Here is a 20,961-nt window from a genome sequence, read left to right as displayed (position 1 = left end):
GCCGTGCGACATGTCGTGACCGCCGGGCGGACCTGGGCGGGGTGTCATGACCAGTCAGCCGGGCGCCGGACCGCTCCTGGAGGACTGCCCAGCCGAGCCCGACGACCCTCGGGTGTGCGGCCGGAACGACCGGGCCGCGGAAGGAGTGATCATGGCAACCCTCGACGGCAAGAAGATCCTCGTCATCACGACGAACTACGGCGTGGAGCAGGACGAGATCGTCGTCCCCACCGAGCAGCTGCGCGAGCGCGGTGCCTCGGTGACCGTGGCGGCCAAGGAGACCGGCACGATCCAGACCCTGGTCGGCGACAAGGACCCGGGGCAGACCCTCGAGCCCGACACCACCCTCGCCGGTGTCGACGCGAACGACTTCGATGCCCTCGTCATCCCCGGTGGCACGATCAACGCCGACACGCTGCGCCAGGAGTCCCGCGCGGCGACGCTCGTGCAGGCCTTCGCCGAGGCGAGCAAGCCGGTCGCGGCGATCTGCCACGGCCCGTGGACCCTCGTCGAGGCGGGTGTGCTGTCCGGCAAGACCGTCACCTCGTTCCCGTCGCTGCAGACCGACCTGCGCAACGCCGGTGCCGAGTGGGTCGACCGGGAGGTCCAGGTCGACGGCGGCTTCATCACGTCCCGCACCCCGGACGACCTGCCGGCGTTCGTCGACGCGATCGAGAGCGCCCTCACCGCCTGAGCGCCTCGTCGCCGAGCCGAGTCTCGGCCGACCGGACACCGTGCGCCTCCGGCTGTCGACGAAGTGTCCGCCGAGCCGAGTCTCGGGTACGCCCGGGCGCCCGACCCCGCCGGCGTCAGCCGAGCGGCACGGGGCGGGCAGTGCGGAGCACCGCCGGACCGAGGGCGAGCACACCGTCGGACTCCGGATCGCACCGCACGCCGCCCCGGCCGCGCATCGCCCGGAACGCACCGGGGGCCACCTCGTGGTCCATCCAGGCGCAGGGGTTCGCCGCACGGTAGCCACGGAACCGGACGGCACGACCGAGGTCGCCGCTGCCGTCGCCGTCGCCACCGGGGAGCAGGCTCTCCAACGAGAACGGCTGGCCCCGCAGCGCTTCGACGTCGGCGCCGCGCAGGAACACGTTCCGCCGGGTCGCGACGGGGTCGACGGTGGTGCCGATCGCCTGACCGACCGCCTCGAGCCCCTCGAGGCCGATCACGGTGACCGAGGCGTGCACGTGTGCTCGCGCGGCGAAGTAGCGGTCGCCGACGATCCCGAGCCCGGCACGCAGCTCGATCCGGTCGCGCCGTTCGTCCGGGTCCGTCGACCGGGGTGGCAGCGCGCCGTCGGCCGGGCGCCCCTCGTACCGGTGCCGCGGTGAGACGAGCAGCAGTGCGATCTGTACCTCGGTCCGGAACGGCAGGTCGTCGAGCCCGGCCACGTCGTCTGCTGGGGTCACGCTGCCAACGCTAGCCGGGCCTCCCGGCCATGCGCTGCCGTGTCCGCCTGCGGTGACACGCCGTCGTGGCGCCGGGACGCCGGCTTCTTCGCGAGACGCCGCGTTCTCCGCGAGACGCCGCGGATTCCGGCGGCGTCTCACGCGGTCGGCGGCGTCTCGACGAGACGGCGGCGTCATGGCCACCTGGCCCTGCGCTGCTCCGTCCGATTCCCGCCAGTCGACGTCGGTGGCGCGTGCCAGGCTGAGGCCATGACCAGCCCGGACACCGACGCGCAGCACGACGCGCTGCACGCCGAACGACACCGCGCCGTCGCCTCGCGCGACGCTCGGTTCGACGGCCAGTTCGTCACCGCCGTGCACTCCACCGGCATCTACTGCCGCCCGAGCTGCCCCGCCCGCACACCGAAGGTCACGGGCGTCACCTTCTACCGAACGAGTGCCGCAGCGCACCTGGCCGGCTTCCGTGCCTGCAAGCGCTGCCTGCCCGAGGCGACCCCCGGCAGCCCCGAGTGGGACCTGCGCGAGGACGTCGCCGGCCGGGCGATGCGCCTCGTCCTCGACGGCGTCGTCGAGCGCGACGGCGTCCCCGGGCTCGCCGCACGCGTGGGCTACTCGGAGCGGCAGCTCAACCGCATCATGACCGCCGAGCTGGGTGCCGGGCCGAAGGCGCTCAGTCGAGCACACCGCGCGCAGACGGCCCGCACCCTGCTCACCTCCTCGGACCTGCCCGTCGCCGACGTCGCGTTCGCCGCGGGGTTCGCCAGCGTCCGACAGTTCAACGACACCGTCCGCGAGGTCTTCGCCGTCACCCCGACCGAGCTCCGCGCACGCCGGGTCGGCCGAGGCGACGGCGACCCCGACGGCGCACTGCACGTCCACCTGCCGGCCCGGGCACCCTTCGACGCGCAGGGCCTGCTCGACTGGCACGCGCTGCACGCCCTGCCGGGCACGGAGCAGGTGGACACCGACCCCACCGGCCGAGTCACGTCGTACGGGCGGCTGGTCGACCTGCCTGGAGGCCCGGGCTGGTTCAGCGCGTCGGCCGCCGTCCCCGACGTGCCCGGTCGGGGCACCGGGATCGACCTGCGCGTGCGCGTCGCCGACCTGTCCGACCTGCCCGCGCTCGTGGCGCGGGTGCGTGCGCTGTTCGACCTCGACGCCGACCCGGTCGCCGTCGACGCCGTCCTCGGAGCCGTGCCCGAGCTCGCCGGCCCCGTCGCACGGGTGCCCGGCCTGCGGCTGCCCGGCGCGGTGGACGCCCACGAGATCGTGTTCCGCACCCTGATCGGGCAGCAGGTCTCGGTGGCCGCGGCGCGCACCGCCCAGACCCGGCTCGTGGCCGCGCTCGGTGCGCCGGTGCCCGACGCGATCCGGCCCGGCGGGCTGCTGTTCCCGTCCGCAGCGGTGGTCGCCGAACGCGGGCACGAGGTCCTGCGCGGTCCGGCCGCGCGCGTCGACACGATCCTGCGGGTGGCTGCGGCGCTCGCCGACGGGTCCCTGGTGGTGGACGGCGCGCAGTCCCTCGGTGACCTGCGCGACGGACTGCTCGCGGTGAAGGGCATCGGGCCGTGGACCGCCGACTACGTCGCGCTGCGGGTCCGGCACCACCCCGACATCTTCCTCCACAGTGACCTCGCCGTGCGGAACGGTGCACAGGAACTCGGGCTGCCCGGTACGGCGCGTGAGCTCTCCCTATGGTCGGAGCAGGTGGCCCCCTGGCGGAGCTACCTCACGATGCACTGCTGGCGACCGATCATCGACCGCGCGATGACCGCGACCGCCGGCACCCGTGCAGCCCGTGCCCCCGAGGACCCCCGGAAGGACGACCGATGACCGACGCAACCATCCAGACCCTGGACACCCCCGACGGGCCGTTCACCGTGCTCGAAGACGCCGAGGGCAGGGTCCTCGCCTCGGGGTGGACCGACTCCGTCGAGCGGATCCTCGCCCGCCTGGCCGACCGGCACCGCCCCGACCGCGTCCTCGACGGCGTGGTCGCCTCGGCCGACGCGGTCGACGCCTTCTACTCGGGCGAGGTCGAGCACGCCATGCAGGTGCCCGTGCGGCAGTTCGGCACCGAACTCTTCACCGAGGGGTGGAGGCAGCTCCGCCGGATCCCCGCCGGCGGCACGCTGACCTACACCGGGTTCGCGGCGGCGATGGGGCGACCCGACGCCGTACGGGCGGCGGCGAGCGTGTGCGCCCGGAACGCCCCGGCACTGTTCGTCCCGTGCCACCGGGTGCTGCGCTCCGACGGCACGCTCGGGGGCTTCGCATGGGGGCTCGACGTCAAGCGGTCCCTGCTCGAACGAGAGTCGGTCGGCACCACGGCACTCGTCTGAATTGTACAAAACGCTCTAGAATGTACAGGTGAGCGAAGTGTCGATCTCCGAAGCCCGTGGCCGTCTGGCGTCGATCATCGACGACGCCCGGCATGCACCCGTCTACCTGACCCGGCGCAACAAGCGCGTCGCGGCCGTGGTCGACGCGGCCGTCCTCGACCGGTTGCTCGAGGCGGCGGAGGACCTGGACGACCTGAAGGCGGTGGAAGAGGCCCGACTCGAGAACGAGCGCATCGGCGGCGAGAACGTCAAGTGGGAGGACCTCAGGCGCGAACTCGGTCTGGGATGACCTACGACATCGAGTTCGAGCCGAGTGCGGGGCGTGCCATCCGCAAACTGCCGCCACATGCCCGACGACTCGTCGAAGGGGTTCTCGCGATCCTGGCTGACGAGCCACGTCCACCAGCGGCTCGTCGACTCGTCAACAGCCCGGAATGGCGTGTCCGGGTCGGTGACTACCGCGTGATCTACCTGATCGACGACGGGCGGCTCGTGGTCGTCGTCGTGCGCGCCGGGCACCGGCGCGAGGTCTACCGAGGTCGCTGAGACGTCAGGCGATCGTGCCGCGCAGGCTGTCCACGTGCAGTTCGACCAGCGCCAGGACCCGCTCCGGCGCACGCGCCGTCGGGTCCCACGTGTGCTCGATCGCCAGCCCGTCGATCAGCGCGTGCAGCCGGTCCGCCTCGTCGGTCAGGTTGCGATCGGCGCCGAGGCTGCCGTCCTCGCGCAGGATCTCCAGCGCCCGGGTGCACACCCGGCTGACCCCGTCGTTCAGGCGTCGAGCGCTCGCGGCCAGGTGTTCGTCGGTGCGCGCGAGCACGCCGAGCTGCACCTGCGCCAGGATCTCGGTCGTGCGCTCGGCGTCGAGCGGCAGCACCTGGGCGAGCACGTCCAGTGCACGGGCCCGGCCGGTCGAGCGCAGAGATGTGAGCCGAGCGATGACGCGTTCCTCGATGATCGTCAGGCAGTGCTCCCGCAGGGCGTGCTGCGTCGGGAACACGCGACGGAGTGAGGCCGGAGCGATGCCGGCCTCGTCCGCGACGTTCCGCACCGACAGCGCGCTCAGGCCTTCCCGCTCCAGGATCCGCAGGCACGCGGCGGCGACCAGGGATCCCCGTTCCTCCAGGTCGACGCGTCGTGGCACCGGGTCAGCCTACGACCGGGCCGCCTGTCCCGTCGGTGCACCGGCGGCGGGCCGGCGCGGCCAGATCGTGTAGCTGATCGCGCGCACCAGCTCGATGCCCATGAGCAGCCCGAGCAGGGACAGGTTGCCCTGCAGGTCGCTGGTGCGCTCCGGGTCCCCGACGACGAGGACGAGCACACCGATGACCCCGCCGGCGATCAGCACGGCGAGCCCGGTCCGCAGCACGTCGCCCCAGCAGTGGGCCGTGTGGCGCCGTCCGCTCAGGCGCTCCGGCGCGGGACCCCCGGCGAACCGGTGCGTGAACCGGACGTCGGCCCACGCGATCATCCGGTGCCCGTACGCGACCGAGAAGCCGATGTAGATCGCCGCGAGTCCGTGGTGCCACGACGCGGTCCCACCGCCGAGCAGGTCGACCGTGACGACCGCGAGCAGCACGACGTCGATCACGGGTGCCGCGACGAGCATCGCCGCGCCCGTCCGCGGCCGTCGCAGCAGGTACCGGGTGGTGAGGCCGCCGAGGATCGCGACCCAGAAGGCGATCTCGCAGGCGACGATGGCGATGAGTGTCATGGTTCCCCGTTGCAGTGGCGGTGATCGTGTGAGTACAGGTGTACTCAAACAGCATCGCACGGCGACCGCCGCGGTGTCGAGCGGCGGTGTTCTGCCCCTGGAAGCGGGGGGAGACACGGGCTCCCACGCCTGCGACACTCGGAGCACCGGTAATCCGCACGGTCCCCTCCGAGGCCCGACGCATCGCCGTCGACAGCCCGCAAAGGACCCCATGCTCCCTCCCGTCGACCGAACGGTCGTCTCCTCCGACGGCACCACCATCGCCGTGTCCGAGGCAGGGGACGGACCGGCGGTCGTCGTCGTGGGCGGTGCCTTCGACCACCGGGGGACCCCGTACCTCGACCGCGTGGTCGCCGAGCTCGCTCCCACCCATCGTGTCGTCACCTACGACCGACGCGGTCGCGGTGCCAGCGGCGACTCGGCGTCGTGGGCGATCGAGCGCGAGGTCGACGACCTCCGCGCCGTCGTCGAGAGCGTCGGCGTCCCCACGACCGCCGTCGGGATCTGCGTCGGTGCCGGTGTCGTCCTGCACGGCCTCGCCACCGGCCTGCCCGTCGACGGTGCCGTCCTGTGGGAACCGCCGTACCGCGCCTCGGTCGACCCGCACGCCGACGACGTCGTCTTCGCCGACCTGCTCGACGAGCACGTGGTCGCAGGCCGCCGCACCCAGGCCGTCCGCGGCTTCCTGACCCAGGTGCTCGGGCTCCCGATGGGCCAGGTCACGGCGCTCCGACTCAAGGGCTCGCTCTGGCGCTCCCTGGTCGTCGACGCCCACGTGCTCAGCCGCGAGGTCCGGGTGCTGAACGGCCTCGCCGTGCCCGAGCGGGTCGCCGCAGCCGTCGGCGTGCCGGTGCTCGTCGGCGCCGGCGGTGACGGTCTCGAGTGGATGCGTCGTGCGGCCCGCGCCGTCGTGGACGCGGTGCCGGGTTCGGAGTACGCGGAGGTACCCGGGCAGGGACACGTCCCCGCCCCCGCCGCCCTCGGAGCACTGATCGACCGCGTCCGGAGCCGGATCGTCTCGCCCAGCAGCTGACTGCGAGAGGATGGGCTGGTGAACGCACCCCGCCTCGGTCTCCTGCTCGACGTCGACGGGCCCATCGCCAGCCCGGTCTCCCGCACCATCGCGATCCCGAGCATCGTCGCGGACCTCGTCGCGCTCGCCGCCGAGGGCATCCCGATCGTCTTCAACACCGGCCGCAGCGATGCCTTCATCCGCTCCGAGGTCGTCGGTCCGCTGCTCGCCGGTGGCCTCGCCGAGGGCGGCCGGGTGCACGCGGTCTGCGAGAAGGGTGCCGTGTGGTGCTCGATCGGCCCGCAGTACGACGGCGGCATGGGTGAGCTGACCGTCGCCGAGGACCTCGCGCTGCCGCGGGACTACGCCGACGAGATGCGCGAGCTGGTCCGCACCGAGTACGCCGACCTGGTGTTCTTCGACGAGACGAAGCGCGCGATGGTGTCGATCGAGCAGCGCGTCGAGGTGCCGAACGCCACGTACCTCGCCCGCCAGCCGGAGTTCGACGCGAAGGCGATGGCCGCGCTCGAGCGTCGTGGCCTCGGTGTCCGCCGCCTCGACGATGTCCGACCCGACGCCGACGGTGCCGTGCAGTGGCGCATCGACCCGACCATCATCTCCACCGACGTCGAGTCCGACCGCAGCGGCAAGGACCTGGGCGCCGAGCGGTCGCTCGCACTCCTCGGGCAGGACGGCGAGCTCCCGATCACCTGGCGCACCGTGGGCGACTCGCGGAGCGACTACGCCATGGCGGACTGGCTGCACGCCAACGGGTACGAGGTCGCGCACGTCGACGTCCGTCCTGCCGACGGTGTGCCGGCCACGCCGTACCCGGTGCTCACCGCGCCCGACGGCGTCATCCACGACGAGGCCGGCGCCCGGTTCCTGGCGGACTGGCGCGCCGCGCGCTGACGCGACCGCGGCCCTGGACGCACCCGTCCGCCGACCGAGCGGTGCGCGCCGGACGGCCATCGCGCCTCCCGTCCGTCCCCGGACCGGCCCACCGTCCGGCCGGACGCTTTGCGTGACACAGTGGTACACCAGTACCCTTCCGAGGTCCGCCGCCAGCCGATGACGGGATCCACCCATGGCAACGAAGATCCGCATCAAGTCGATCGAGGCCTCCCTGGCCGACTCCGAGGAGCAGGGCAGGTCCCTGAAACGCTCCCTGAAGACGTTCGACATCGCCGCGATGGGCATCGCGGTCGCCGTCGGCGCCGGCATCTTCTCGGTCGGCGCGAACGCCGCCGCGAACTTCGCCGGGCCCGGCGTGATCGTCTCCTTCCTGCTCGCAGCCGTCACGTGCGGCCTGGCGATCATGTGCTACGCCGAGTTCGCGTCGACGATCCCCGTCGCCGGCTCCGCGTACACGTTCACGTACGCCACGATGGGTGAGCTGCTCGCCTGGATCGTGGGCTGGGACCTCATCCTCGAGACCCTCACGGCCAGTGCCGTGATCGCGAAGTACTGGGGCATCTACCTCAGCACCGCGTTCGACGTCTTCGGCGTGACCCTGCCCAGCACGATCCAGCTCGGTCCGATCCCGTTCACCTGGGGTCCGGTGCTCATCGTCGGGATCTTCACGGTGCTCCTCGCCTTCGGCACCCGCCTGTCCTCGCGGGTGTCGGCGGTCATCACCGTCATCAAGGTCGCCATCGTCGTGTTCGTCATCGTCGCCGGTGCGTTCTTCGTCAAGGCCGCGAACTTCACCCCGTTCATCCCGCCGGCCGAGCCCGCCAAGGGTGCCGAGGGCAGCGTCTGGACCCAGTCGCTCGTGTCCTGGTTCACCGGTGCGGAGCCCGCCCAGTACGGCGTCTTCGGCCTGCTCGCCGCCGCGTCCCTGGTGTTCTTCGCCTTCATCGGCTTCGACGTCGTCGCCACGAGCGCCGAGGAGACCGAGAACCCGCAGAAGACCCTGCCCCGCGGCATCTTCATCGGCCTCGGCATCGTGACGCTGCTCTACGTCGGCGTCAGCATCGTCATCACCGGCATGGTCTCGTACCAGCGCCTGGCGGAGGAGAAGGCACCGTCGCTGGCCTCGGCGTTCGACATCGTCGGGCTGCCGTGGGCCGCCGGCATCATCGCCATCGGCTCGCTGATCGGTCTGACCACCGTCGTCATGGTGCTGCTGCTCGGCCTGTCCCGCATCGTCTTCTCGATGAGCCGCGACGGCCTGCTGCCCCGCTGGTTCTCCAAGACCAACCCGAAGACGCAGACGCCGGTCCGCGTGCAGGTCGTCGCCGGTGTCGTCGTTGCGCTGCTGGCCGGGTTCACCGCGGTCGACAAGCTCGAGGGCATGATCAACATCGGCACGCTGTCCGCGTTCGTCCTGGTGTCGATCGGCATCGTCGTGCTGCGTCGTTCGCGGCCCGATGCCCCGCGGGCCTTCCGGGTGCCGTGGTCGCCCGTGCTGCCGATCATCTCGGCGGTGCTGTGCTTCTGGCTGATGCTGAACCTCGAGGTCGAGACCTGGCTCCGGTTCGTCGTCTGGCTGGTCATCGGCTTCGTCATCTACTTCGGCTACAGCCGTCGCCACAGCCGCGTCGGCCAGGGCATGCAGTAGGGCCGTCCCGCAAAACACCGGTGTTCGCACGTTGCACACCCGCACACCGCGGTTCGACGTGTGGACACCGGTGTTTTGCAGCCCGCAGCGCGCCCCTACGCGCCGACGAGCAGCAGCCCGCCGAACGCGAGCATCACGACGGCGACCAGGCCGTCGAACACCCGCCACGTCAGCGGCTTCGCGAACAGCGGCCGCAGCAGCCGACCGCCGAACCCGAGCGCACCGAACCACAGGCAGCTCGCCGCGACGGCACCGATCGTCCAGAGCCACCGGTCGTCCGCACCCTGCTGGTTCGCCACCGACCCGAGGAACACCAGCGTGTCCAGGTACACGTGCGGGTTCGCCCACGTGAAGACGAGCATGGTCAGCACCGCCGTCCGCATGGTCACCCCCTGGCCGGGAGGCACGGTGCGCGTCCGCCCCGCCGCCACCGTCGAACGCCCGGTCGCGTCGATCCCCGGACGGGCGCCCGCGCCCGTGTCGACCCCCGCGCCTGCGCCCACGACCCCGTCGTCGGCCGCCTCGTCGGCGACCCGCATCGCGTCCCCCGACGGCCGCAGCGCACGCCGCGCCGCGAGCACCCCGTAGGTGAGCAGGAACGCGGCACCGACGAACCGGACCACCAGGAGCGCCACGGGGAACCGCTCGACCACGGCGCCGATCCCGAGCACCCCGGCGACGATGAGCAGCGCATCCGAGACCGCGCACACCACGACCGCCGCGGCCACCACCCGGAGTCCTGCGCTGACCGCGAGCCGGAGCAGGTACGTGTTCTGCACACCGATCGCGACGATCAGTGCGAGTCCCGTGCCGAGGCCGGAGAGCAGGGGCAGGAGGGTGGTCACGGATCCGACGCTAGAGCGTCGCCGCGGTGCAGTACAGCTCACGTTCCTGCAGCGCCGTAAGCTCAGCTGTATGTCCCGGTTCCAGCGCGAACACCTCGAGACGCTGCTCGCCGCCGTCGACCACGGCACCCTGGACGCCGCGGCTCGCGCGCTGGCCATCACCCCGTCGGCGGTCTCGCAGCGGATCAAGTCGATGGAGCAGCAGGTCGGTCGGGTCCTGCTCCAGCGCACCACCCCGGTGCGCCCGACCGCGGACGGCGAGGTGGTGCTCCGGCACGCGCGGCAGGTCCGGTTGCTCGACGAGGAGACCTCCCGTGCACTCGGCGGTGGCTCCTCGGTGGTGCCGTCGATCCCGCTGGCCGTCAACGCCGACTCGCTCGGCACCTGGTTCCTCGACGCCCTCGCCCTCGTCCGGGCCGACACCGAGGTGGTCTTCGACCTGCACCGCGAAGACCAGGACCGCACCGCCGAGCTGCTCCGCGCCGGCACCGTGATGGGCGCGGTGACGGCCGAGGCGGACCCCGTGCAGGGCTGCTCGTCGGTGCCGCTCGGCATCGATCGGTACCGGGCCGTGGCGTCACCGGCGTTCGTCGCCCGGTACCTCGGCGACACCGGCACCGAGCGGCGGATGCTCCGGCGGCTCGACGAGGTCCCGCTCGTCGACTACGACCGCGACGACGACCTGCAGCAGGGGTACCTGCGCCAGGTCCTGGGGCACGCTCCCGGCGGCCCGCGCCACTTCGTCCCGACCTCTGCCGACTTCGCCCGCGCCGTCACGCTCGGGTTCGGGTGGGGGCTGCTGCCCGAGGCGCAGTGCCTCGACGCGATCGACCGCGGTGTCCTGGTCGAGCTGGCCCCGGGTCGGCACGCCGACGTCGCGCTGTGGTGGCAGCGCTGGAACCTGGCGTCACCGCTCCTCGAACGGGTCACCGACGCGGTCCGGGTGACCGCCGCGGAGCGCCTGCACCCCGTGCGTCAGGTCTGACAGCGCGGACACCAGTAGGTGTCGCGCAGGGTGAGCTCCGAGTCGCCGAGTTCGCCGTGCCGGATCGGGGTCCCGCAGCGCAGACACGGCTTGCCGGCGCGACCGTAGACCCAGAACCGTCGACCGGGGCGGTCGACACCGGTGGTCACGCGGGCGCTGCGGTCGCGGTTCGCCAGGATCAGTCGGCTGGCGAGCGTGATCGTGCGCGCCGGGTCGGGGACCTGGCCGGCCGGACGCGTCGGCAGCACCCCGCGCAGGAAGCAGAGTTCGTTCCGGTACACGTTGCCGAGCCCGGCGAGCACCCGTTGGTCGAGCAGCGCCAACCCGACCGGCCGTTCGGGGTCCTCCGTCAGGTTGGCGAGGGCCAGGTCGGCGTCCCAGTCGGGGCCGAGCAGGTCGGGCCCCAGGTGTCCGACGACCTCGGACTCCTGGTCGCGCGGGACGACCTCGAGCACCCCGAGCGCGAAGCCGACGGTGGAGACTCCTTCGGCGTCCAGGATCGCCCGGGCTTGGTGCGCCGGACGTCGCCAGCGGTCACCGGGCGCGTAGACGTCCCACCGGCCCTCCATCTTCAGGTGCGAGTGCACGGTCAGGTCGCCGATCCGGTGCAGCAGGTGCTTGCCGCGGGGGACGACCTCGTCGACGGTGCGCCCCACCAGGTCGAGGGTGGCGAAGGCCGGGACCCGGAAGTCGCTCTTCGTCAGGACCTTGCCCGCCAGCGCGGTGTGCAGGCGGCGTGCCGCACGGTAGACGGTGTCGCCTTCAGGCACGGGGCACCTCCGGCATGTGGTCACCGCACGGCCGGGAGGCGCGGCTCGCCTCACACACGGAGCCGCAGCCCCTGCGGGGTCGCCGTGAACCCCGCCTGACGGAGCGCGCCGCCGAGCGGCGTCTCGAGCACGAAGTCCCCGTCGACCCGCTCGACCGAGAGTTTCCGCAGCCCGGTCCGGACGATCGAGGCGATCGAGGTGGCGGCAGCGGCGAGGTCGGCCGCGTCGTCGGTGAACGTGAGCACGGACTTGCCGCCCCGCTCGACGTACACGGTGAGCTTGCCGTCGACGGTCGTCACGAGGGCGCCTGCCTTGCGCCCGGGCCGGTGACCGCGGGTGGCCTTCGCACCGCTCGCAACGCCGCTCGCCGCATCGTTCGCGCCGGTGCTCGCCCCACCGGCTGCGACGGCATCGTCCGCGACTCCGGGGTCGACGTCGCCCGTGGGCCACGGCAACGAGGCCCCGTACGGGTTCGCCGGGTCGGTCGCCGCGAGCGTCAGGGCCTCGCGCTTGCGGTCCGGATCGCCACGCTCGTCGTCGCCGAGCTCGCGGGCGTAGGTGCGCAGCCGGTCGACGGTCGGGCCGGTGGCGAACTGGGCGGCACCGAGCCCCTCGACGAAGTACCCGCGACGAGCCCGGCCGGACTCCTCGAACCGCGAGAGCACCCGGTACACCCCCGCGAAGCCGCCGCGGACACCCTCGACCTGCACGGCGCCGCGGGTCACGACGCCGTAGCGTTCGAGCAGCTGTTCGGCGGTCGCCGCGGCCCGCACGGTCGAGTCGGACTCGGCCAGCGGCAGGAGCGACCAGCGACCCCCGACGGACGGCGGCCCGGACTGCGTCGGCATGGTCGGCCGCCGACGGCCGCGGTAGGCCCGGGCCCGTGGAGCGCTCGAGCTCTTCGCCTTGCCGCCGAGCATCGACCGCAGCGGGGCGAACGTGTCGTTCGTGATCTGCCCGGCCCAGACCAGGTCCCACAGCGCGGTCGTGAGCGCCTGGTCGTCGCTGCTGCCCACGGCCTGGCCCAGCTGCCGGAAGAAGTAGGCGCCGCCACCGGCCAGCGCACCGAGCACGTCGCGCTGCAGCTCGGTCGTCTCGTCGCCGGAGGGCTCGGCGAGCGTCGTCGCCGCGGTGTCGGCCAGGTGCAGACGCACCCAGCCGTTGTTGCCGGGCAGTGTGCCGCCGCCGGACCACAGGACCTCGCCCGTGGCGGTCAGTTCGTCGAGCATGCTCGTCGAGTAGTCGGTGACGCGCGACGGCAGCACCAGGGTCTCCCACGCGCTGGCGGGCAGGGCCACCCCGGCGAGCTGGTCGATCACCTGCAGCACGCCGTCGACGCCACGGAGGCCACCGCGGGTCCCGGGAGTCTGCACGTGCTGCCAGGCCGGCAGGAAGCGGGCGAGGGTGTCCGGCGAGACCGGTTCGACCTCATGCCGCAGGGCCGCGAGGGACTTCGTGCGGATCCGTCGCAGGACCTCGGCATCGCACCACTCGGCACCCTGGCGATCGGGTCGGAACTCGCCCTCCACCACACGGCGGTCGGCGACGAGTCGGCGCAGGGTGTCCTGCACGACGGCGATCCCCAGGCCGAGGCGACCGGCGGCCTCCTGTGCGGAGAACGGTCCGTGCGACCTCGCGTAGCGGCCGATCAGATCGCCCAGGGGATCCGCCACGGGCTCGATGAACGCCGTGGGCACACCGATCGGCAGCGGGACCCCGAGGGCGTCACGCAGACGGGCGGCGTCCTCGATCACGGCCCAGCGCGTCGCCCCGGCGTGCGAGAACGAGAGCACCCGGCGATCACGTTCCAGGGCCTGGAGCGTGCTGCGCAGTTCGGCGGTCGCTCCGGCCCGGTCGGCGGTGTCGGCGAGCCAGCTCCGGTCGACCGCTTCGTCCAGGTCGAGCGCGCCGACCAGCCGCAGGACGTCGACGAGCCCCTCGGCGTCACGGGCACGGCGGTCCGGCGAGAGCCGCTGCAGGTCGCGTTCCACCGACGTGATGACCGCGGGATCGAGCAGCTCGCGCAGCTCCGCACGACCGAGCAGTTCGCCGAGCAGCGTCGAGTCGAGCGACAGCGCCGCTGCCCGGCGTTCGGCGAGCGGGGTGTCGCCCTCGTACATGAAGGCCGCGACGTACCCGAACAGGATCGACCGGGCGAACGGCGACGGCTGCTCGGTCTCGGTCTCGACCAACCGGATCCGGCGCCCGGCGATGTCGTCGGCGATCCCGAGCAGGGCGGGCACGTCGTAGACGTCCTGCAGCACCTCGCGCACGGTCTCGAGCACGATCGGGAACGTCGGGTACTTCTGCGCGACCTCGAGCAGCTGCGAGGCCCGCTGCCGCTGCTGCCAGAGCGGCGACCGCTGCCCGGGGTTCCGTCGGGGCAGCAGCAGGGCGCGCGCCGCACACTCGCGGAACCGCGCGGCGAAGAGCGCCGAGCCGCCGACCTCGTCGGTGACCAGGGCCTCGAGGTCGTCGCGCTCGAACACGAACAGGTCGGCACCCGGCGGCTCGGCGTCGGTCTCCGGGATGCGCACGACGATCCCGTCGTCGGCCGCCATCGCGTCGCCGTCGATGCCGTGCCGTTCGCGCAGCCGCGCGGCGACGGCCAGGGCCCACGGCGCGTGCACCTGCATGCCGTAGGGCGAGTGCAGGATGAGCCGCCAGTCCCCGAGCTCGTCGCGGAACCGCTCGACGACGAGCGTGGTGTCGTTCGGCACGTGGCCGGTGGCCGCGCGCTGGTCGCGCAGGAACGTCAGCAGGTTGGTGACGGCACGCTCGTCCAGTCCGCCGGCGGCGACCCGGGCGCGGGCGTCGTCGTCCGATGCGCCCTCGACCTCGCGCACGAACGCACCGGTGGCCCGGCCGAGCTCGGCGGGTCGGCCGATGCCGTCGCCCTTCCAGAACGGCACGCGACCGGGCTGCCCGAACGCCGGGCTCACGACGACGCGGTCGTGGGTGATCTCCTCGATCCGCCAGCTCGTGGCACCGAGGGCGAAGACGTCCCCCACGCGTGATTCGTAGACCATCTCCTCGTCGAGCTCGCCGACGCGGGACGCCTTCTCGCCGACCATGAACACGCCGAACATGCCACGGTCCGGGATCGTCCCGCCGCTCGTCACCGCGAGCCGCTGCGCCCCGGGCCGCCCGGTCAGGGTGCCGTGCACGCGGTCCCAGACCAGCCGTGGCCGGAGTTCGGCGAACTCGTCGCTCGGGTACCGACCCGTGACCAGGTCGAGCGTCGCCTCGAACGCCGACCGGGGCAGGCCGCTGAACGGGGCGCTCCGCCGCACGAGTTCGAACCAGTGCTCGACGTCGAGGGTGTCGATCGACCCGGCCGCCACGGTGTGCTGCGCCAGGACGTCGAGCGGGTTCGCCGGCACCGAGATCGACTCGATCTGGCCCGAGACCATCCGCTCGACCGTGACCGCGCTGTTGACCAGGTCGGCCCGGTGCTTCGGGAACAGCACCCCGCGCGAGATCTCGCCCACCTGGTGTCCGGCACGACCGACGCGCTGCAGCCCGCTCGCGACCGAGGGCGGCGCCTCGACCTGGACGACCAGGTCGACCTCGCCCATGTCGATACCGAGTTCGAGCGAGCTCGTCGCGACGACGCACCGCAGCCGACCGGACTTCAGGTCGTCCTCGATGATCGCGCGCTGGTCCTTCGACACCGAGCCGTGGTGCGCGCGGGCGAGCACCGGGACGGAGGCGTCCGAGCCCCCGCCGGCGGTCTGCCCGGACCCGCCGATGAGCTGCGCCGGCGGCCGTTTGGCCCCCTGGGGCGCGACCGCGTGCGCCGAGGTGCGCGCCGGAGACTGCGGCCGCCCCCGTGCCACGGGCAGGCCGTCGTCGTCCGGGGACGCCCCTGCCGGCACCAGGGCGCCGTCGCCGGCTGCGGCGAGCACGCGTTCCTCGTGGATCTCGTTGAGGCGTGCCGTCAGCCGCTCGGCCAGCCGCCGCGAGTTCGCGAACACGATGGTCGAGCGGTGTTCCTCGATCAGGTCGACGACGCGCTCTTCGACGTGCGGCCAGATCGACCCGTTCGTCGGCGACTCGGACGCGTCCGCACCGACCGGCGACGCCCCGAGCTCGGTCATGTCGTCGACGGGCACGACGACCCGCAGGTCGAAGGTCTTCTGCGCCGGCGGCGCGATGATCGTCACCGGGGCGCGGCCGCCCAGGAACCGCGCGACCTCTTCCGGCGGACGGACGGTCGCGGACAACCCGATGCGCTGCACGGGCTTGCCGAGCAGGTCGTCGAGGCGTTCGAGCGACACGGCCAGGTGTGCGCCGCGCTTGCTCGAGGCGACCGCGTGGACCTCGTCCACGATGACGGTGTCGACGTTCACCAGGGTCTCGCGTGCCTGCGAGGTGAGCATCAGGTAGAGCGACTCGGGCGTGGTGATGAGGATGTCCGGCGGCTGGCGCAGGAGCTTCTGCCGGTCGGACGACGGGGTGTCACCGCTGCGCACACCCACCGTGACGTCCGGTGGTTCGGTACCGAGACGGCGTGCGGTCTGGGTGATGCCGACGAGCGGGCTCCGCAGGTTGCGCTCGACGTCGACGCCCAGGGCCTTGAGCGGCGAGACGTAGAGCACCCGCGTGCGCTGCTTCGCCGGCGGCCGGTCGGTCGCGCTGATGAGCCGGTCGATCGACCACAGGAACGAGGCCAGGGTCTTGCCGGAACCGGTCGGGGCGATCACGAGCGCGTGCTGCCCGGTCGAGATGGCGTCCCACGCCCCGGCCTGTGCGGGGGTCGGTGCGTCGAAGGCGCCGCGGAACCACTCGGTGGTGGCGGGGGAGAAGCGCTCGAAGACGTCCGTCATGGTCCGTCCCATCCTGCCCGTCGCCACCGACAGCAGGCCGAGCGGACGTCGCTCTTGACAGAGCGATAGTTACCGATCTATCGTAAACACATCGCGATACGACGAAGACGATCAGGTCAGACCGGTCGCGAGCCGACTCAGCACGACGAAAGGACTCCTCATGCGCCCCTCGTATGACGACAACAGCAACACGTCCCCCCGCGACCAGCGCGGGTTCGGCCCGCGCGGCCCCCGCTTCGGCGGCGCGCGGCAGCACCACGGCGCCGGCTTCCCCGGCCGCGACCGCGGTGACCACGACCACGGCGGCCGGGGCTTCGGTGGCCGCGGGTTCGGCCCCGGCTTCGGCCCGGGCATGGGCTTCGGTCCCGGATTCGGCGGCCCCGGCTTCGGCCGCGAACGCCGTCGCCGCGGCGACGTCCGACTCGCGATCCTCGGCCTGCTGGCCGAGGGCCCGCAGAACGGCTACGCCGTGATCAAGACCATCGCCGAGCGCACCGGCGGCGCCTGGAAGCCGAGCCCCGGCTCGGTCTACCCGACGCTCCAGCAGCTCGTCGACGAAGACCTCGTGGTCTCGTCCGGCGACGGTCGCAAGACGCTCTTCGAACTCACCGACGCCGGCAAGGCCGAGACCGAGGCCAAGGCCGACGAGATCGCCGCGGCACTCGACGGGGCCCCTGGCATCCCGGACGCCCAGCGCGAGTTCTTCGAGGCGCTCCGGAAGACCATGGGCGTCCTGCACATGTACCGCAGCACCGCGACCGAGGAACAGGCCAAGGCCGCCACGGCCAAGGTGGACCAGCTCCGCAAGGACCTGCTCCAGATCCTCGCCGACTGACGGACGTCACCCCGTGACGGACAGGAGGCCCGGTGCCAGCTGGCACCGGGCCTCCCGTCCGTCGTCGTGCGCCTACACCGCGTCGACGAACGCCGTCACGTCCGCGAGCTCCGCCGTCGACACCGCGTGCGGCAGGCCCGCGTAGGTCCGGTCGGTCACGTCGGTGTGCGCCGCGGCCCACGCCTGTGTCCGAACGGTGGCCTCGGGCGGGATCACCGGGTCGAGGTCGCCGTGCCCCAGGAAGACCCTCGGCCGCACAGCCGAGACGGCCTCGTCACGCGAATCCGTGACGCCCGGCACCACGAACCCCGACAGCGACACCGCGAACGCGAAGGCCGCGGGCCGTGCCCGCAGGAGCTGGAGCGCCATCGAGCCGCCCTGCGAGAACCCGAGCAGTCCGATCCGCGGGTGGTCTGCGGCGACGGAGTCGATCCAGTCGAGCACCTCGTCGACCGCGGCGTCGACCGCCTCGAGCGCGGGGGAGCCGGGGGTGCCGAGCGGGTACCAGCTGAAGCCGGCCCCCCACGGCATCGGTGCCCGGAGCGAGGCGACGGTCCACGCGGGCGGCAGCGCGGGGGCGAGTCCGAGCAGGTCGTGCTCGTTCGACCCCACCCCGTGCATCGCGACGAGCAGGGGTGTGCCCCGCCGGTCCGAGGCACTCCGTGTCCACTGCACCAGGTCCGCATCGATCATGTGGACAACGCTAACCATCCCCAACTCCCGCGCCTTCCGCCGAACTCGCTGCCGTCCCTGGTAGACACGGTGCATGTCCTCGCTGCGCACCCCCGATCCCGACTCCGGCTGGCTGTCCGACGAGGAGCTCGCGAACGTCCGCCGTCGTCTGCCGATCTGCTACGTCGAAGCGGTCCCCGTCCGCACCGACGGCCTCGGTGTCGTGACCGAGGTCGGGGTGCTGCTGCGGGTCTCCCCGAGCGGTTCGATCGCCCGCACCCTGGTGTCCGGTCGCGTGATGTTCGGCGAGTCGATCCGCACCGCACTGTTCCGCCACCTGGAGAAGGACCTCGGGCCGATGGCGTTCCCGCAGCTGCCCTCGAGCCCGGCCCCGTTCACCGTGGCCGAGTACTTCCCGCTGCCCGGCGCCTCGGTGTACACCGACGAGCGGCAGCACGCGATCTCGCTGGCCTACGTCGTCCCGGTCACGGGGACGTGCGAGCCCCGGCAGGACGCTCTCGAACTCACGTGGATGAGCCCGATGGAAGCCGCGTCCGACGCCGTCGCCGACGAGATGGAAGGCGGCCGCGGCGCCCTGCTCCGGGCCGGTCTCGCGTCGGTCGGCGCCCTGCACTAGCCCGACGGGGGCGGTCGTACCCAGCGCACGACGAAGCCCCGCGCGCACGACGAAGCCCCCGGATCCGATCGGATCCGGGGGCTTCGCAGCGCGGTCGCGAACCGGCTTCAGTGCTTGTCGTTCTTGAAGCTGTCGGCGACGCCGTGCGCGGCGTCCTTGACGTCAGTGACGCCCTGCTTCGCCGAGGCCTTGCCCTGGTCGGTCTGGCCTTCGGCCTTCAGGCGGTCGTTGTCGGTCGCGTTCCCGACGGCTTCCTTGACCTTGCCTGCCGCCTTCTCAGCGGCGTTCTTGATGTCATCGATGCCAGCCATAGGCACTCCTTCCAGAAGCGGACGTGTTCCCCGTCAGCCGCTTGCGCGGCATCCGGTGAAGCAGACCGTACGCCCGCCGGGGTACCCCACCCCCAGCCCCCGCCAAGGTTTGGCCCCCGCCTTCACGCAAAACACCGGTGTTCGCGGATCACACCCCGGGATGCGGGGGTGCGAAACGTGAACACCGGTGTCTTGCGAGCACCGACGGGCTCAGACCAACGGGCTCAGACCGCGCGGGTCGAGCGGGTGGTTCAGTGGCGGTCCGCAGCGCCGGCCGGACGGGAGGCGCGGCGCGAGCCACCACGACGGTTGCTGCCCGACTCGTTGCCGGACCGACCCGCGGCGTAGCCGCCCTCGGACGACCAGACGGCCGACGAGCCGCCGCGCACGACGTCACCGCTGCCGGAGCGGCGGTTGCCGCCGCTGCGGCGACCACCGGTCGAACCGGCGGCCGCGGCGCCGGAGCGCCCGGCGCCCTCGGAACGCGCGCCACGGGCCGGACGGCCCTGACGGCCCCCGGCCGAACCGGCGGACTCGCCAGCGGAACCGGAGCGTGCGGGCTGCGCCGCGCCTCCCGACCGACCGCCGCGACCACGGCGACGACCGCCACCGTCACCGGCGGACTCGGCCGAGCGCTGCTTGGGCTGACGCTGCTGGGTGGGCTGCTCCTCGGCGACGTGGCGGATCGGGGCGACCTCGCCGACGAGCGCGGTGACCGCGGCGGAGGTCGAGGTGACGTGCTGCGGGGTGACCTTGATCGCGGCCGCACGCATCATCTGCGCGACGTCGCGACGCTCGGCGGGCATCGTCACCGTGACGACGTCACCGGACGAACCGGCGCGCGCCGTGCGACCCGAGCGGTGCAGGTACGCCTTGTGCTCGGTGGGCGGGTCGACGTGGACGACGAGCTCGACGTTGTCGACGTGCACGCCACGGGCGGCGACGTCGGTGGCGACGAGCACGAGGGCCTCACCGGAGGAGAACTTCGCGAGGTTGCGCTCACGGGCGCCCTGCGACAGGTTGCCCTGCAGGTCGACGGCCGGGATCCCCTGGCTGCTGAGCTGCTTGGCGAGGCGCTTGGCGTGGTGCTTCGTGCGCATGAAGAGGATGCGGCGACCGTTGCCCGAGGCGAGGGCGCTCACGAGGTGCTTCTTCGCGTCGGCGTCGGCGACCTCGAACAGGTGGTGGGTCATCGCCTCGACGGGGCTGTTCGCCTCGTCGACGGAGTGCATCACCGGGTTGTGCAGGAACTTCTTGACGAGCTTGTCCACACCGTTGTCGAGCGTGGCGGAGAACAGCAGACGCTGTCCCTTCTCGGGGGTCGCCTGCATGATCTTGGTGACACCGGGCAGGAAGCCCATGTCGGCCATGTGGTCGGCCTCGTCGAGGACGGTGACCTCGATGTCGCCCAGGTTCACGTGGCCCTGCTGCATGAGGTCGGCGAGGCGACCCGGGCAGGCGACCACGACGTCGACGCCGCCGCGCAGGGCGTCGACCTGACGACCCTGACCGACGCCACCGAAGATGGTCGTGGTGTTGAGGCCCATGGCCTTGGCGAGCGGGGCGAGCGCGACGTCGATCTGCGTCGCGAGCTCACGGGTCGGGGCGAGCACCAGCGCGCGGGGGCGACCGGCGCGGCGCTTGCGGCCACTGGCGGCGAGGCGGGCGACCAGCGGGATCGCGAACGCGATGGTCTTGCCGGAGCCGGTGCGGCCGCGGCCCAGGACGTCCTTGCCCTGCAGGGAGTCCGGGAGCGTGTCCGCCTGGATGGGGAACGCCATGTCCTTGCCCTGGTCGGCGAGGACGGAGACCATCGGCGCGGGGACGCCGAGGTCGGAGAAACGGATGTCTTCGGTGGTCATGGTGACCTTTCGAGCCGGAGCGAGCCGGCTGTGGGCGCACTTGCGAGGCAGCGCGCGGGCGGGATGCGCGCCAACGGATGTGGCTGGCGCAGTCGCCGCAGCAGAGAAGCCTGGGCACCTTCGTGAGGTGCTCGATCATCGACCGGAGTCCGGAGACAGGTGGTCGGGA

General features: G+C 72.6%; 20 protein-coding genes. 11 read left to right on the top strand and 9 right to left on the bottom strand.

The window, feature by feature from the left end; genetic code table 11:
- Window positions 1-151: 151 nt before the first annotated feature.
- Window positions 152-694, top strand: a complete 543-nt coding sequence (locus ACL00U_RS16085) for a type 1 glutamine amidotransferase domain-containing protein (RefSeq protein WP_031259152.1) — start codon at window positions 152-154, stop codon at window positions 692-694.
- 115 nt (window positions 695-809) lie between these two features.
- Here the strand turns inward: ACL00U_RS16085 and ACL00U_RS16080 are convergent, their stop codons facing one another.
- Window positions 810-1,415, bottom strand: a complete 606-nt coding sequence (locus ACL00U_RS16080) for a molybdenum cofactor biosysynthesis protein (RefSeq protein ID WP_412873611.1) — start codon at window positions 1,413-1,415, stop codon at window positions 810-812.
- A gap of 249 nt (window positions 1,416-1,664) precedes the next feature.
- Here ACL00U_RS16080 and ACL00U_RS16075 point away from each other — a divergent pair, with 249 nt between their 5' ends.
- From ACL00U_RS16075 to ACL00U_RS16060, 4 genes are read left to right on the top strand one after another with little or no spacing between them, the layout of a single operon-like run.
- Window positions 1,665-3,248 carry an AlkA N-terminal domain-containing protein gene (locus ACL00U_RS16075; protein WP_263136850.1) on the top strand — a complete coding sequence of 528 codons (1,584 nt, stop codon included), beginning with the start codon at window positions 1,665-1,667 and terminating at the stop codon, window positions 3,246-3,248.
- Complete coding sequence (locus ACL00U_RS16070) at window positions 3,245-3,757, top strand: methylated-DNA--[protein]-cysteine S-methyltransferase (RefSeq protein WP_017885832.1); 513 nt, start codon at window positions 3,245-3,247, stop codon at window positions 3,755-3,757. The genes ACL00U_RS16075 and ACL00U_RS16070 overlap by 4 nt, the downstream gene beginning before the upstream one ends.
- Window positions 3,758-3,785: 28 nt before the next feature.
- Window positions 3,786-4,046, top strand: a complete 261-nt coding sequence (locus tag ACL00U_RS16065) for a type II toxin-antitoxin system Phd/YefM family antitoxin (RefSeq protein WP_262118136.1) — start codon at window positions 3,786-3,788, stop codon at window positions 4,044-4,046.
- Window positions 4,043-4,303 (top strand): type II toxin-antitoxin system RelE family toxin, encoded by a 261-nt coding sequence (locus ACL00U_RS16060; RefSeq protein ID WP_071250103.1) that lies wholly within the window; start codon window positions 4,043-4,045, stop codon window positions 4,301-4,303. Before ACL00U_RS16065 ends, ACL00U_RS16060 begins: the two co-directional genes overlap by 4 nt.
- Before the next feature lie 4 nt (window positions 4,304-4,307).
- On the opposite strand, the gene ACL00U_RS16055 is transcribed toward ACL00U_RS16060, so the two are convergent.
- Together ACL00U_RS16055 and ACL00U_RS16050 are read right to left on the bottom strand one after the other, a co-directional pair.
- The gene (locus ACL00U_RS16055) at window positions 4,308-4,901 is read right to left on the bottom strand and encodes a TetR/AcrR family transcriptional regulator (RefSeq protein WP_412873610.1); all 594 of its coding nucleotides are present in this window, start codon (window positions 4,899-4,901) and stop codon (window positions 4,308-4,310) included.
- Between the two features lie 9 nt (window positions 4,902-4,910).
- Window positions 4,911-5,471 (bottom strand): hypothetical protein, encoded by a 561-nt coding sequence (locus ACL00U_RS16050; RefSeq protein WP_412873609.1) that lies wholly within the window; start codon window positions 5,469-5,471, stop codon window positions 4,911-4,913.
- Between the two features lie 211 nt (window positions 5,472-5,682).
- On the opposite strand from ACL00U_RS16050, the gene ACL00U_RS16045 reads away from it, so the two are divergent.
- The 3 genes from ACL00U_RS16045 to ACL00U_RS16035 all read left to right on the top strand — a co-directional run bounded on the left by ACL00U_RS16045 (window position 5,683) and on the right by ACL00U_RS16035 (window position 9,046).
- A complete protein-coding gene (locus tag ACL00U_RS16045) occupies window positions 5,683-6,504 on the top strand; it encodes an alpha/beta fold hydrolase (RefSeq protein ID WP_017885837.1) in 822 nt (273 codons plus the stop codon).
- An 18-nt stretch (window positions 6,505-6,522) separates the two neighbouring features.
- A complete protein-coding gene (locus tag ACL00U_RS16040; RefSeq protein WP_083389175.1) occupies window positions 6,523-7,395 on the top strand; it encodes a hypothetical protein in 873 nt (290 codons plus the stop codon).
- Window positions 7,396-7,570: 175 nt separating this feature from the next.
- Window positions 7,571-9,046 (top strand): APC family permease, encoded by a 1,476-nt coding sequence (locus ACL00U_RS16035; protein ID WP_017885839.1) that lies wholly within the window; start codon window positions 7,571-7,573, stop codon window positions 9,044-9,046.
- A 95-nt stretch (window positions 9,047-9,141) separates the two neighbouring features.
- Here the strand turns inward: ACL00U_RS16035 and ACL00U_RS16030 are convergent, their stop codons facing one another.
- Window positions 9,142-9,891: a LysE/ArgO family amino acid transporter gene (locus ACL00U_RS16030; protein ID WP_412873608.1), complete on the bottom strand. Its 750-nt coding sequence runs from the start codon at window positions 9,889-9,891 to the stop codon at window positions 9,142-9,144.
- A gap of 70 nt (window positions 9,892-9,961) precedes the next feature.
- Between ACL00U_RS16030 and ACL00U_RS16025 the strand changes: the two genes are divergently transcribed.
- Window positions 9,962-10,876, top strand: coding sequence for a LysR family transcriptional regulator ArgP (locus ACL00U_RS16025; RefSeq protein WP_017885841.1), 915 nt, complete (start codon window positions 9,962-9,964; stop codon window positions 10,874-10,876).
- On the opposite strand, the gene ACL00U_RS16020 is transcribed toward ACL00U_RS16025, so the two are convergent.
- Window positions 10,867-11,646, bottom strand: a complete 780-nt coding sequence (locus ACL00U_RS16020) for an Fpg/Nei family DNA glycosylase (RefSeq protein WP_017885842.1) — start codon at window positions 11,644-11,646, stop codon at window positions 10,867-10,869. The two genes, ACL00U_RS16025 and ACL00U_RS16020, sit on opposite strands and share 10 nt — an antisense overlap.
- A gap of 50 nt (window positions 11,647-11,696) precedes the next feature.
- Complete coding sequence (locus tag ACL00U_RS16015) at window positions 11,697-16,475, bottom strand: DEAD/DEAH box helicase (protein ID WP_412873607.1); 4,779 nt, start codon at window positions 16,473-16,475, stop codon at window positions 11,697-11,699.
- A 160-nt stretch (window positions 16,476-16,635) separates the two neighbouring features.
- On the opposite strand from ACL00U_RS16015, the gene ACL00U_RS16010 reads away from it, so the two are divergent.
- Window positions 16,636-17,310, top strand: a complete 675-nt coding sequence (locus tag ACL00U_RS16010) for a PadR family transcriptional regulator (protein ID WP_017885844.1) — start codon at window positions 16,636-16,638, stop codon at window positions 17,308-17,310.
- Window positions 17,311-17,382: 72 nt separating this feature from the next.
- Here ACL00U_RS16010 and ACL00U_RS16005 read toward each other — a convergent pair whose 3' ends face one another.
- Window positions 17,383-18,003 (bottom strand): alpha/beta hydrolase, encoded by a 621-nt coding sequence (locus ACL00U_RS16005; protein ID WP_412873606.1) that lies wholly within the window; start codon window positions 18,001-18,003, stop codon window positions 17,383-17,385.
- A gap of 73 nt (window positions 18,004-18,076) precedes the next feature.
- Between ACL00U_RS16005 and ACL00U_RS16000 the strand changes: the two genes are divergently transcribed.
- Window positions 18,077-18,619 carry an NUDIX hydrolase family protein gene (locus ACL00U_RS16000; protein WP_017885846.1) on the top strand — a complete coding sequence of 181 codons (543 nt, stop codon included), beginning with the start codon at window positions 18,077-18,079 and terminating at the stop codon, window positions 18,617-18,619.
- 107 nt (window positions 18,620-18,726) lie between these two features.
- Here ACL00U_RS16000 and ACL00U_RS15995 read toward each other — a convergent pair whose 3' ends face one another.
- Window positions 18,727-18,930, bottom strand: a complete 204-nt coding sequence (locus ACL00U_RS15995; RefSeq protein WP_017885847.1) for a CsbD family protein — start codon at window positions 18,928-18,930, stop codon at window positions 18,727-18,729.
- Between the two features lie 251 nt (window positions 18,931-19,181).
- Entirely contained in the window at window positions 19,182-20,792 is a 1,611-nt protein-coding gene (locus ACL00U_RS15990) for a DEAD/DEAH box helicase (protein ID WP_412873605.1), read from the bottom strand.
- Window positions 20,793-20,961 lie beyond the last annotated feature (169 nt).

Origin of the sequence: Curtobacterium poinsettiae, from assembly GCF_047226435.1 — a bacterium.
Taxonomy (GTDB): Bacteria; Actinomycetota; Actinomycetes; order Actinomycetales; family Microbacteriaceae; genus Curtobacterium; species Curtobacterium poinsettiae.
This window is presented reverse-complemented; position numbering and strand designations above follow the sequence as displayed.

Excerpts from the sequence above, each read along its gene's own strand:
- ACL00U_RS16085 (WP_031259152.1), top strand. The coding sequence starts at position 152 with ATGGCAACCCTCGACGGCAAGAAGATCCTCGTCATCACGACGAACTAC.
- ACL00U_RS16075 (WP_263136850.1), top strand. The coding sequence starts at position 1,665 with ATGACCAGCCCGGACACCGACGCGCAGCACGACGCGCTGCACGCCGAA.
- ACL00U_RS16070 (WP_017885832.1), top strand. The coding sequence starts at position 3,245 with ATGACCGACGCAACCATCCAGACCCTGGACACCCCCGACGGGCCGTTC.
- ACL00U_RS16060 (WP_071250103.1), top strand. The coding sequence starts at position 4,043 with ATGACCTACGACATCGAGTTCGAGCCGAGTGCGGGGCGTGCCATCCGC.
- ACL00U_RS16050 (WP_412873609.1), bottom strand. The coding sequence starts at position 5,471 with ATGACACTCATCGCCATCGTCGCCTGCGAGATCGCCTTCTGGGTCGCG.
- ACL00U_RS16045 (WP_017885837.1), top strand. The coding sequence starts at position 5,683 with ATGCTCCCTCCCGTCGACCGAACGGTCGTCTCCTCCGACGGCACCACC.
- ACL00U_RS16035 (WP_017885839.1), top strand. The coding sequence starts at position 7,571 with ATGGCAACGAAGATCCGCATCAAGTCGATCGAGGCCTCCCTGGCCGAC.
- ACL00U_RS16025 (WP_017885841.1), top strand. The coding sequence starts at position 9,962 with ATGTCCCGGTTCCAGCGCGAACACCTCGAGACGCTGCTCGCCGCCGTC.
- ACL00U_RS16015 (WP_412873607.1), bottom strand. The coding sequence starts at position 16,475 with ATGACGGACGTCTTCGAGCGCTTCTCCCCCGCCACCACCGAGTGGTTC.
- ACL00U_RS16010 (WP_017885844.1), top strand. The coding sequence starts at position 16,636 with ATGCGCCCCTCGTATGACGACAACAGCAACACGTCCCCCCGCGACCAG.
- ACL00U_RS16005 (WP_412873606.1), bottom strand. The coding sequence starts at position 18,003 with ATGATCGATGCGGACCTGGTGCAGTGGACACGGAGTGCCTCGGACCGG.
- ACL00U_RS16000 (WP_017885846.1), top strand. The coding sequence starts at position 18,077 with ATGTCCTCGCTGCGCACCCCCGATCCCGACTCCGGCTGGCTGTCCGAC.
- ACL00U_RS15995 (WP_017885847.1), bottom strand. The coding sequence starts at position 18,930 with ATGGCTGGCATCGATGACATCAAGAACGCCGCTGAGAAGGCGGCAGGC.
- ACL00U_RS15990 (WP_412873605.1), bottom strand. The coding sequence starts at position 20,792 with ATGACCACCGAAGACATCCGTTTCTCCGACCTCGGCGTCCCCGCGCCG.